We start from the raw sequence: 13,072 nt of genomic DNA on the forward strand, positions 1-13,072 counted from the left end.
GTGACAAAAAGAGCGTTAATTAGTGTTTCGGATAAATCAGGTGTATTAGAATTTGCAAAAGAACTTGTAGCATTAGGCTACGAAGTATTATCAACAGGCGGTACGAAAAAACATCTTCAAGATAATGGTGTACCTGTGACATCTGTTGATGAAGTAACAAAATTCCCAGAAATCTTAGGTGGACGTGTAAAAACATTAAATCCGATGATTCATGGTGGACTTCTTGCAAAATATGATGACGCTGAACACCAAGCACAAATGAAAGAACATGGTATTGAACCGATTGAGATTGTATGCGTTAACTTATATCCATTTGTTGAAACAATTTCAAAACCAGATGTAACATTCGAAGATGCAATTGAAAACATCGATATTGGTGGTCCAACAATGCTACGCTCAGCTGCAAAAAACCAACAATATGTAACAGTAATTGTTGATGCAAATGACTATGAAGGTGTCTTAGCTGAATTAAAAGATGCAGGTCAAACAACTTTACAAACACGTCGTCGTTTAGCAGCAAAAGTATTCCGTCATACAGCAGCATATGATTCATATATTTCGAATTATTTATCAGCAGAATTAGGCGAAGAATTCCCTGAACAAATGACTTTAACTTATGAATTAAAACAAACATTACGTTATGGTGAGAACCCACATCAAAAAGCTGCGTTCTATCAAAAACGTCTTGCTTCTGATTTCTCTGTTGCTTACGCAGAGCAATTACATGGTAAAGAATTATCATATAACAATATTCAAGATGCAAATGCAGCACTTCAAATCATCAAGGAATTTAAACAACCAGCAGCTGTCGCGGTGAAGCACATGAACCCATGTGGCGTTGGCACAGGTGAAACGATTGCAGAAGCATTCAATAAAGCATACGAAGCAGACGCAACATCCATCTTCGGCGGTATTGTTGCGCTAAATCGTGAGGTTGATGCAAAAACAGCAGAGCAATTAGCTTCTATTTTCTTAGAAATTATTATTGCACCTTCTTTCTCAAAAGAAGCAATTGAACTATTAACAGTGAAGAAGAATATTCGTTTACTAACAATCTCTTTCGATCAACATACACAAGATGCATTTAATACAGTATCTGTAGAAGGTGGTCTATTAGTACAAGAGCCAGATCGTTATGGTTTTGATGAAGCAGATATTCAAGTTGTAACAGATCGTCAACCAACAGAAGAAGAATGGGCGGCTATGCGCTTAGGCTGGTCTGTTGTGAAACACGTGAAGTCGAATGCCATTGTAATTACAGATGAGCAAATGACACTTGGAATTGGTGCGGGTCAAATGAATCGTGTAGGTTCTGCAAAAATCGCTTTAGAACAAGCCGGTGAAAAAGCAGCGGGTGCAGCACTTGCATCTGATGCATTCTTCCCAATGCCAGATACAGTTGAAGCAGCTATTGAAGCGGGCATTACGGCAATCATCCACCCAGGTGGTTCAAAACGTGACCAAGAATCAATTGATGCAGCGAATAAAGCAGGCATCACAATGGTTTTAACAGGCGTTCGTCACTTTAAACATTAATCTAAATTAAATTGGGGCTGTCCTATCATATTGGATAGTCCCTATTTTTAACAGGAGGAATAAGGAGTATGAAAGTTCTTGTAATTGGTAGTGGCGGTCGTGAACACGCGATTGTCAAACAGTTTAAAAAAGCACCATCTGTTGAGCAAGTTTTTGTCGCACCAGGAAATGACGGAATGAAAGAAGATGCAACCATTGTGCCAATCGCACAGTCTTCTTTTGATGAGTTAATTAATTTTGCGATTACAGAAGGAATCGGTTTAACATTTGTTGGACCTGAGCAGCCTTTAACTGAAGGAATTGTCGACGCATTTGAAGAAGCAGGTCTTCGTGCATTCGGTCCTCGTAAAAATGCAGCACAATTAGAAGGTAGTAAATCCTTTGCGAAAGATTTAATGAAGAAATATGAAATTCCAACAGCAGCATATGAAACATTCTCACAAGTAGATGAAGCTGTTGCTTACATTCGCGCACAAGGTGCACCAATTGTGATTAAAGCAGATGGTTTAGCAGCAGGTAAAGGTGTTATTGTTGCGATGACGGAACAAGAAGCCATTGAAGCAGTAGAAGATATGATTGGCAACCAACGTTTTGGTGATTCATCTTCTCGTGTTGTTATTGAGGAATTTTTAGATGGTGAAGAATTCTCGTTCATGTCATTCGTTCATGCAGGACAAATCTACCCAATGGCGATTGCACAAGATCATAAACGTGCATATGACGGCGACAAAGGACCGAATACAGGAGGTATGGGTGCTTATTCACCCGTTCCACAAATTCCGCAGTCAATTGTTGATGAAGCATTTGAGACGATTGTGAAGCCAACTGTTACAGCGATGGATGCAGAAGGTACACCATTCACAGGTATTTTATATGCAGGATTAATTTTAACGAAGAATGGTCCAAAAGTGATTGAGTTTAATGCACGCTTTGGTGATCCAGAAGCACAAGTCGTATTACAACGTATGGCTTCTGATTTCGGCTTATTTATGGATGCACTTCTTGCGGGTGTTCCATTTGATTTACAATGGTCGGATGAATCGGTTCTAGGTGTTGTCATTGCTTCAGAAGGTTATCCGCAATCTGTTGAAAATGGACATGCACTACCGAACTTAACGGAGTTAGCGAAGACACATAATATCTTCCATGCAGGAACAAAAGCAGCAGGAGAAGGTTTTGTCGGAAACGGTGGTCGTGTCTTATTAGTAACATCGACAGGCAAAAACTTAAAAGAAGCACAAGAAAAAGTATATGCAGGATTAGCACAGAAAGATTGGCAACATTTCTTCTTTAGAAAAGATATCGGTTGGCGAACTTTTTCAGCTGTAAAATAAATAATCTAAATAAAGGCAGAGGATGACTTCATCTTCTACCTTTATTTTTTCACTTGTTAAATCTAAAGTGTATAGTTATGTAAATATTTTTATAACTTAAAGGTTAATGATAGCGTTTTCATAGACGAAGTTATAAAATAGAATATGCATAAAATAGAAAATTAATTCGAAATTCAACAAAAGTTTGTACATTCTAAATTAAGCTTGTTCCATGAACGACGAGTGTGATAGCATATTATCACTCATGCGTTGTATTCATTAATCATCATAAATTAATGCAACAGACTTATAGGAGGAGATGTTTAAGGTATGAAGCACATAAATTGGAAAATACATGACATACGCGAACAAGTCGCAGTCATTGATGGAAAGAAATCTCCTTCAATGGTGATTACGAATGCTCGCTATTTGCACAGTATTTATAAAGATTGGGTAGAGGGAAATATTTGGATTTTAGGAGAGCGTATTGTATATGCAGGGCCTAAAATGCCACCGAAGATGGAAGGCACAGAAATCGTGGATGCAGCAGGTAAAACAGTTGTACCGGGTTACATTGAGCCACATGTTCATCCATATCAACTCTATAACCCATTAACATTAGCAAACTATGCAGGACAGACAGGAACAACGACATTCCTTTCAGATAATTTAACATTATTTTTATCATTAAAAAATGAAGAAGCATTTCGTATTATGGATGCATTAAAAGAACGACCATTCCACTTTTATTGGTGGATGCGTTACGATTCACAAACAGAATTGCTACGAGAACACAATCTCTTTACATCAGCTTCATTAATGGAATGGGGAGAGCGTCAAGATGTATTGATGGGCGGCGAATTAACAGCTTGGCCACGATTACTAGCTGGAGATGACCAGTTATTGTATTGGCTGCAAGGTACGCGTGCGCATCATAAAAAGATTGAAACACATCTACCAGGTGCTTCTTCACGTACATTAGCTCGTCTAAAATTATTCGGTGCAGATGGTGACCATGAAGCGATGACAGTAGAAGAAGTAGAAGAACGTATTCTACACGGCTATGCGGTAACATTACGTTATTCATCGATTCGTCCAGATCTTCCTGATTTATTAAAGGGAATTGTGGAACGAAAACTGAAAATCTTTGATCATTTAATGATGACAACAGACGGTGCAACACCAAGCTTTTATGAAAAGGGCTTAATGGATCAATGTATTCAAGTGGCACTCGATGCAGGTGTAGAGCCAATTGATGCATATCAAATGGCATCTTACAATATTGCGAACTACTATGATGTGACACATTCACATGGTCTAATTGCGACAGGTCGCTTTGCTACATTGAATATTTTAGAAGATGAATACCACCCAACACCAACAGATGTATTATCAAAAGGTGTATGGTTAAAGCGCTCAAATGAACGTGTTCATACGATGGAAGATATTGATTGGGGAGATTTTAAAGAGTTTTCAATGCCGGTCGAATTAACAGAGGATGACTTCCAATTCTCAATGCCATTTGGAATTGAGATGGTGAATGATGTCATTACGAAGTTGTATAGCACGAACTTGCATACAAATGAAGGTACATTAAGCTACGACAATGATGAATGTTATTTAATGCTTGTTGACCGAGAAGGTAAATGGCGTGTAAATACACTTATTAAAGGTTTTGCTAGCTCATTACAAGGCTTTGCGACGTCGTACTCTTGTACGGGCGATATTATTTTAATTGGTAAAGATATTCATGCGATGCACCAAGCTTTCAACGAAATGAAAAAAATGGGTGGCGGAATCGTCTTAATCGATGATCATAAAGTGCTAGCTTCTATTCCACTAACAATGGGTGGATATGTGTCAAAACAACCAGTTGAAGAAATTATCGAACAAGAAAAAGAACTAAAAGAAGCATTAAAGGAACGTGGCTTCCATCATGGCGATGCCATCTATACATTATTATTTTTACAATCAACACACTTACCATATATTCGCGTAACGCAGCGTGGTATTTTCGATGTATTGAAAAAACGCGTACTCTTCCCATCTGTAATGCGCTAAAATACTTTAACGATTTACAGAATAAAAGTGTTAATACTTTTTTCTAATCAATTCTGGTGATAAAATAGAATTGTAAAGAGAACGATGCAATTATAGAATAGAAGTGGAAGGGGGCCCTCGTTTACGATGCAAATTGAAAAAATTAAGGGTCATCAAACAGACCAATTATTTAAAGCTGTATTAGAACTAAAAGATTTAGACGAGTGCTATAAGTTTTTTGATGATTTATGCACAATGAGTGAGATTCAATCACTTGCGCAACGTTTTGAAGTAGCGCACTTATTACGATTGAAAAAAACATATGAAACAATCAAAAACGAAACAGGTGCATCTACAGCAACAATTTCACGCGTACGTCGTTGTTTCGATTACGGAAATGATACGTATGATGAGATGCTTGGACGTTTATATCCAGATGAACAACCATTTGACGCATCTCGTAAATAGGCTTTCAGCTTAAAAAGAACAGAAAATGTTAAAACAACATGAAGATGTGTTTTGACAAGACAAAATGAGAAATCGCAGTTTCGAGCGATTTCTCATTTTTATTGAATCCCTTCATTTTCATGTGAGTTTTAGTATACTAATGATAAGAATAGAGAGAATGGGTGGTAAGAGTATGGAATTTAAAAGTTGGCAGCATGTTTTTAAGTTAGATCCTGCGAAAGAAATTTCGGATGAACATTTAGAGAAAATTTGTGAATCAGGTACGGACGGCATCTTAGTAGGTGGTTCAGATGATGTGACAGAGGATGGTGTACTGGACTTACTCGCGCGTGTACGTCGTTATTCAGTACCTGTTATCTTAGAAGTTTCTACAATTGAATCGGTCACACCAGGTTACGATTATTTCTTCATCCCAACGGTATTGAATAGTACAAAAACAGAGTGGGTGAAAGATTTACATCATGAGGCTATTAAAGAGTTTGGTGAGCTGATGAACTGGGATGAACTTGTTGCTGAGGGCTATGTTATTTTGAATCCAGACTGTAAAGCAGCAACCTTAACAACTGCAAAAACAGACTTATCACTCGAAGATGTTGTAGCCTATGCACGTATGGCAGAACATTATTTTAAATTACCAATTCTTTATTTAGAATATAGCGGTATGTATGGCTCAGAAGAAGTAGTAGAAGCTGTATCCCACGAATTAGAACAGACACAACTGTTTTATGGTGGTGGCATTTCGGAGCCAGAACAAGCACAAAAGATGGCGCAATACGCGGATACAGTCGTTGTAGGGAATATTATTTATACAGATTTAAAAAAGGCTTTAAAAACTGTTAAAGCTGTAAAAGGTACGATATAATTTAAGAACAAATGTTTGTAGAAGGATGGTGCATGATGAATCAACTAACAAAAAATTTATTAAAAGGTATGAACGAACAACAAGCTGAAGCTGTTCAAGCTACAGAAGGACCTTTACTAATCATGGCGGGAGCAGGTTCTGGTAAGACGCGTGTATTAACACATCGTATTGCTTACTTGGTAATTGAAAAAATGATTAAACCGTCAAATATTTTAGCCATCACATTTACGAATAAGGCAGCACGTGAAATGCGCGAACGAATTGATGGTATTTTAGGTAACGGTACAGGCGATCGCATGTGGGTTTCGACATTCCACTCGATGTGTGTACGTATTTTACGTCGTGATATCGACCGAATTGGTTATAATAAAAACTTTTCGATTTTAGATACAACAGATCAGCTTTCTGTTATTAAAAATGCATTAAAAGAATTGAATATGGACCCGAAACAACATGAGCCACGTTCCCTTTTAAATGCGATTAGCTCAGCAAAGAATGAAGGCATTACATCAAGTGATTTTTCACAACAAGCTGACGCAAATAATCCATACGACCAAGCTGTAGCGAAAGTATATGAAAACTATCAACATCGTCTACGCAAAAATCAATCACTGGATTTCGATGATTTAATTATGATGACCATTCGATTATTTAAAGAAGTACCAGATGTGCTTGAGTATTATCAACAACGCTTCCAATACATCCACGTAGACGAATATCAAGATACGAACCATACACAATATACGTTGGTTAAGTTACTAGCAAGACAACATGAAAATATTTGTGTGGTAGGAGACTCAGACCAATCGATTTATCGTTGGCGCGGAGCTGATATTCAAAATATCCTATCATTCGAAAAAGACTACCCAACTGCTAGAACAATTATGTTAGAACAAAATTATCGTTCAACTAAAACGATTTTAAAAGCAGCAAATGATGTGATTCAAAATAATACAAGCCGCATAAAAAAAGAGTTACGAACTGATAATGAAGAGGGCGAAAAAATTGCGGTGTTCCGCGCATATGATGAAAAAGCAGAAGCGCAGTTCGTTGTCAAAACGATTCAAGAGCAAATGCTTATGAATAATCGTAAGCCAGAAGATTTTGCGATTCTTTATCGTACGAATGCACAATCACGTGTTATGGAAGAAATGCTTGTAAAATCGAATATGAGCTATACGATTGTTGGCGGTACAAAATTCTATGATCGTAAAGAGATTAAAGATTTACTAGCTTATTTACGTCTTATTGCAAATAATGATGATGACTTATCATTAGCGCGTATTATTAATGAGCCAAAGCGTGGTATTGGTGCGACATCATTTGACCGTATTGCAGTGAATGCATTAGAAGCGGACCGTTCGATTTTCGATGCACTAGCAGAAGTCGACTTTATGGGACTATCAGGGAAGGCGACAAATGCTGCGATTCACTTCCACTCAATGATTCAAAATCTAACGCAAATGCAAGAATATATGTCTGTCACAGAATTAGTTGAAGAAATTTTAGAGCGCTCGGGTTATCGCGAGATGTTAAAGAATGATAAGACGATTGAAGCACAAAGCCGTTTAGAGAACATCAGTGAATTTTTATCGGTAACACAAGCATTTGAACAACAAAGTGAAGATAAATCACTAGTTGCATTCCTAACAGACCTTGCATTAATTGCAGATATTGATTCACTTGGTAAGGAAGAAGAACAACAAGGAACAGGTGTCATCTTAATGACGATGCACTCAGCTAAAGGTCTAGAGTTCCCAGTAGTTTTCATTATCGGTATGGAAGAGAATGTCTTCCCACACTCACGTTCATTACAAGATGACGATGAGATGGAAGAGGAAAGACGCTTGGCTTATGGTATGAAACGTTTGTCAGAAATCGCGTAAATCGTGAAGGATTGGCAGGGTTAGTAAAAATTTTACTAGCAACAACTGATATTATGACACCACGGCGGAGAACCCAAATAATCTCCGTGACTAGATGGAAGCTAATACTCCCACATGCAATACTGGTAACAGATTGTGTGAAGTTGGGTGAAGACGCATTAAGTAGCCCTAACAGGTCAAGCTGAGGAAAGGTTAAACATACTGTGAACATGGTGCGGGCTGGGAACTGTATATGGTTAGGATTTAGATAGCTAATGACGAACCACTGAATGTACGTCTCGTAGAGCGGGCGATAGAAATATTGTCTAATTAACTATATTCCAAAAGGTTTATCGTATGGAATTCTGATGGATAGAACTAACGGGTTGTTCTACTGGAAAGATATAGTCGGGATAAAGGTGGAACCTAAGTACAGTTATACACCTAATAATATCGGAACGTTTGAGACCCCTAACGTTTAGTAATTGCTTGGGGATTGCAAATTGCATGAAAGAGCATGAATAGGGGAGTCAGTAGGGGCATAGTACTGCAGAAGCTTCTGTAATGGAAGTGGAGGGAAGGCCCCAAGTCTAACATCAATAGTAATCGCTATCCCATGTGGAAAGAAGGCGATGAATATGAAGGTCAAAGACAAGGATATTTGGCGATATGGTATTAATGATGTCGAACAAATATTATTTGATAAAGCATTAACTAAAACACGATTTAACCACTTGTGGCAATATGTCATTGATGAAAGAAATATTATTTGTTCAATTAAAATTATAGGTAGTAATAAAGGCAAGAAAACAGCAGGTCCAGATGGTATAACCTTTAATGACATTATGAAATTAGATATTGAAGATGTTATAAAGGAAATCAAAAATCGATTATTTGGTTCAAAACGAGGTAAAGCAAGGCATGTAATGATACCGAAAAGCAATGGAAAAATGCGATCTTTAGGCATAACCAATTTATATGATAGGATTGCACAACAATGTGTTAAAAATATCCTTGAACCTATTCTTGAAGCACAATTTAATCCTGAAAGTTTTGGATTTAGGAAAAATCGTAATGCTCAAGAGTGTATGTCCTATATCGCAACTACTTTACAATATAATAATGAAGGTCATATATACGATTGCGACTTGAAAGAATACTTTGATACTGTAAAAATTGATAAAGTACTTGATAAGTTAAAGTTAAACCACAATATACATGACTTAGCATTTCTAAAATGTATAAAGCGATTAATGTGGATTGACCTGATACAACCAAAAGAAAAATATAATGGAGTTGGATTAAGACAAGGAACAATTTTAGGACCAATACTCGCCAACGTTATGTTTCATGATTTTGAGCTTCGCCTTCATAAAATAAATGATTTTGAGCGAGAAAATGGTCGTCAAATTATCCAAAACCCCAATATTCATAAAAACCATGGTAAAAATTACAAACGTGGACGTGAATTTTACTTTAATTGGTTGAAACATCGTAGAGTAGTAAAAATTATTCGATACGCAGATGATTTTGTATTAATTAGCAAAGGGAAATATGATATATACGATGCAATAATGATGCTAGAAGATTGGTGTAAAGAAAACGAATTAGAAATAAATCGTGATAAAACAAAGTTAATACCAATTCATGGTGATGCACAACTGAAGTTCTTAGGATATAAATATCGAAAAACATACAGTACCAAACAAAATTCATTTATCATTTCGGTAAAAGACCAAAAGAAACTTTGGAGAGAAACTAAACTTAGGCTTGAATGGTGTTTATGGAAAGGCAATTTGGATTACTTCATCGTATATATAAGAGGAATATTTAATTATTACAATATCTGTACGAATTTAACATGGCTAATAAGTAGAATACATTTATTGCTTATAAAAAAGATGTGTAGAAGTCGACAAAAAGTACAAATTGATAAAGTTCGAAATCCTCATGTTAGCTTTATCATAAATGGACAACTACTTAATCTGTGGGAAATGAGACAACATAGTGTGAAAAGTACAGCAGATTATATGTATGAAGTACACAAACTATGGGAACCGAATCAAACGAGATATAAGGCACTTGAATGGTTGGACTATTTCTTTGAAAATCGAACAAAAACAGGGAAAAATAGTAGTAACATTATTTATATCCCAAGTCTCTTGAATCAACAAAAGAAAGATCCGATTTTAGATAAAGAATATCTATATATGGATCCACAAGAAATTCATATACATCATAAAATACCGTTAAGTCTAGGTGGTACGGATAATTATAGTAATCTCATAATGTTGAGTAAAACATCGCATAAATTCGTACATGATGTGAATTTGAAGTTAAAAGATTTACCTGCCTATATTAATTTAAAACAATTGAACAAATATAGAAAATTATGTGGTTATGAAGTATTAAAATAATGCGAATTTGACTATTGATGATTAGATGGAGCGCCGTGTGCGGGGAAACTCGCAAGCACGGTGTGGGGTGGGGGAAAACCTGGAGATCATATCAAAGGGTTACCTATCACCATTCGGCATTACAAGAGCGGAGCAGCAGTTAATTATTACATGTGCGCAAACACGTACTTTATTCGGACGTAGTAGCTTTAATAGTCCATCTCGCTTTATTCAAGAGATTGATTCTGCAATTTTAGAAGAAATTGCTTCTACAAGTTTCGGTTATCAAGCAACTTCAAGAGAGCCACGTCGTCAATCATCTGGCTATCGCAAGCCAATGAATACAGGAACAAAATTAAAAACAACAACGAATTATAAAGAATCTGGTGGCGATAAAGTAACATGGGCTGCTGGAGATAAGGCATCACACAAAAAATGGGGTATTGGTACAGTAGTAAGTGTAAAAGGTGAGGGTGAAGGAATGGAACTCGATATTGCCTTCCCAAGTCCAACAGGCATCAAGCGTTTACTTGCGAAATTTGCACCAATTGAAAAAGTATAGTCTGAAATAGATGGAGGAAAAAGAATGGACAGAAAAGAACTGGAACAGAAAGTCGCAGAATATAATCGGTTATTACATGAATACGGACATGCCTATTATGTATTAGACCAACCGACTGTACCTGATCATGTATATGACAAGATGTTGCATGAATTACTTGCGATTGAACAAGAATATCCGGATTTGATTTATCCAGATTCTCCAACCCAACGTGTCGGTGGCGAGATTTTAAAAGGATTTAATAAAGTAGAACATCGTTATCCGATGCTTAGTCTAGGGAATGCGTTCAGTGAAGCCGATTTAAAAAGCTTTGATGAGCGTGTTCGCCAATCGATTGGCGATAATTTCTCTTATGTATGTGAATTAAAAATAGATGGTTTAGCCATCTCACTAATGTATGACAATGGTCTATTTGTTCGCGGTGCAACACGTGGAAATGGTTCTGTAGGGGAAGATATTACAGAGAATTTAAAAACAGTGCATTCGATTCCTCTTCGCTTAAAAGAACCAGTGACGATTGAAGTGCGCGGCGAATGTTATATGCCGAAGAAGTCATTCACCAATTTAAATAAAGTACGTGCAGAGCAGGGGGAAGAATTATTCGCGAACCCACGTAATGCAGCTGCGGGTTCTTTACGCCAGCTTGACCCGAAAATTGCAGCAAAGCGTAATCTTTCAACATTCATCTATGCTATTGGCGGTAGTGGTGAAGATTATGGTCTCGCAAGTCACAGTGATGCACTAGATTATTTAGATCAACTTGGCTTCACTACGAACCACGAACGTAAAAAATGCCAAACAATTGAAGAAGTATTTGCATACATTCAAGAATGGACAGAAAAAAGACCAAACTTAATTTATGAAATTGATGGGATTGTAGTAAAGGTAGATCGCTATGACCAGCAACAAGAGCTTGGGAATACAGTGAAAGCACCGCGTTGGTCAATCGCTTACAAATTCCCCGCTGAAGAAGTCATGACGAAAGTTTTGGATATTGACTTAACAGTTGGACGTACAGGTGTTGTTACACCAACTGCGATTTTAGAACCTGTTCAAGTTGCTGGAACAACTGTCCAGCGTGCAACGCTACATAATGAAAACATCATTCGCGAAAAAGATATTCGTATTGGTGATGCGGTCATTATTCGTAAAGCTGGTGATATTATTCCAGAAGTAAAACAAGTATTATTCGACCAACGACCTGAAGGACTAGAGCCTTTTACAATGCCGACGCACTGCCCAGCTTGTGGCAGTGAATTAGTACGTATTGATGATGAAGTTGCGCTCCGTTGTGTAAATCCAAGTTGTTTTGCACAAGTCGCAGAGGGATTATCGCACTTCGTTTCACGTAACGCGATGAATATTGAGGGTATCGGTGAACGTGTAGTTAGTCAGCTACTACGCGAAGGACTTGTGAAAGATGTTTCAGACTTATATACATTAAATAAAGAAGAATTAATTGCCCTTGAACGAATGGGTGAAAAATCTGCACAAAATTTATTGGATGCAATTGAAGCTTCTAAGAAAAATTCACTGGAACGATTGTTATTTGGTTTAGGAATTCGTCACGTAGGTGCAAAAGCAGCACGCCTATTAGCCGAGGAATTTGAATCAATTGATGCATTAATGGATGCGACAGTGGAGCAGTTGACAGAAGTATTTGAGATCGGTGATAAGATGGCTGATTCCATTGTCATGTATTTTGAAAAAGAAGAAGTTCGTGAATTAATCGAACGTTTACGCCAATTAGGCGTCAATGTATATTATACTGGTAAGAAAATCAATACCGAAGAAATTGATAGTGTATTTAATGGAAAGACGATTGTATTAACAGGTAAGCTTTCACAATTAAATCGCTCAGAAGCGCAAAAGAAAATTGAAGAGCTTGGCGGCAAAGTGACAGGGAGTGTGAGTAAGAAAACAGATCTTGTCATTGCAGGTGAAGATGCGGGCTCTAAATTAACAAAAGCTGAACAACTCGGAATTGAAGTGTGGAATGAGGAACGTCTCATAGAAGAATTATCTTAAAT

General features: G+C 37.1%; 7 protein-coding genes and 2 pseudogenes. All 9 read left to right on the forward strand.

The window, feature by feature from the left end; all coding sequences use genetic code 11:
* The 9 genes and pseudogenes from purH to ligA all read left to right on the forward strand — a co-directional run bounded on the left by purH (position 1) and on the right by ligA (position 13,070).
* Positions 1-1,536 carry a bifunctional phosphoribosylaminoimidazolecarboxamide formyltransferase/IMP cyclohydrolase gene (purH, locus tag ACKVQX_RS13165; RefSeq protein ID WP_068450758.1) on the forward strand — a complete coding sequence of 512 codons (1,536 nt, stop codon included), beginning with the start codon at positions 1-3 and terminating at the stop codon, positions 1,534-1,536.
* Positions 1,537-1,604: 68 nt separating this feature from the next.
* Entirely contained in the window at positions 1,605-2,870 is a 1,266-nt protein-coding gene (gene purD / locus ACKVQX_RS13170) for a phosphoribosylamine--glycine ligase (RefSeq protein WP_087682259.1), read from the forward strand.
* A gap of 309 nt (positions 2,871-3,179) precedes the next feature.
* Positions 3,180-4,910 (forward strand): adenine deaminase C-terminal domain-containing protein, encoded by a 1,731-nt coding sequence (locus ACKVQX_RS13175; protein WP_409136401.1) that lies wholly within the window; start codon positions 3,180-3,182, stop codon positions 4,908-4,910.
* Between the two features lie 126 nt (positions 4,911-5,036).
* Positions 5,037-5,357 carry a YerC/YecD family TrpR-related protein gene (locus ACKVQX_RS13180; RefSeq protein WP_068450765.1) on the forward strand — a complete coding sequence of 107 codons (321 nt, stop codon included), beginning with the start codon at positions 5,037-5,039 and terminating at the stop codon, positions 5,355-5,357.
* A gap of 172 nt (positions 5,358-5,529) precedes the next feature.
* Positions 5,530-6,219, forward strand: a complete 690-nt coding sequence (locus ACKVQX_RS13185) for a heptaprenylglyceryl phosphate synthase (RefSeq protein ID WP_068450768.1) — start codon at positions 5,530-5,532, stop codon at positions 6,217-6,219.
* Positions 6,220-6,254: 35 nt separating this feature from the next.
* Positions 6,255-8,096, forward strand: a pseudogene (gene pcrA, locus ACKVQX_RS13190) (DNA helicase PcrA); the annotation flags it as partial.
* 626 nt (positions 8,097-8,722) lie between these two features.
* Positions 8,723-10,501 (forward strand): reverse transcriptase domain-containing protein, encoded by a 1,779-nt coding sequence (locus tag ACKVQX_RS13195; protein WP_068450771.1) that lies wholly within the window; start codon positions 8,723-8,725, stop codon positions 10,499-10,501.
* A gap of 103 nt (positions 10,502-10,604) precedes the next feature.
* Positions 10,605-11,042, forward strand: a pseudogene (locus ACKVQX_RS13200) (ATP-dependent DNA helicase PcrA); the annotation flags it as partial.
* A gap of 24 nt (positions 11,043-11,066) precedes the next feature.
* Positions 11,067-13,070, forward strand: a complete 2,004-nt coding sequence (gene ligA, locus ACKVQX_RS13205; RefSeq protein ID WP_336664002.1) for an NAD-dependent DNA ligase LigA — start codon at positions 11,067-11,069, stop codon at positions 13,068-13,070.
* The last annotated feature ends 2 nt before the right edge of the window (positions 13,071-13,072 follow it).

Source organism: Kurthia sp. ISK08, assembly GCF_046159805.1.
Lineage (GTDB): Bacteria > Bacillota > Bacilli > Bacillales_A > Planococcaceae > Kurthia > Kurthia gibsonii.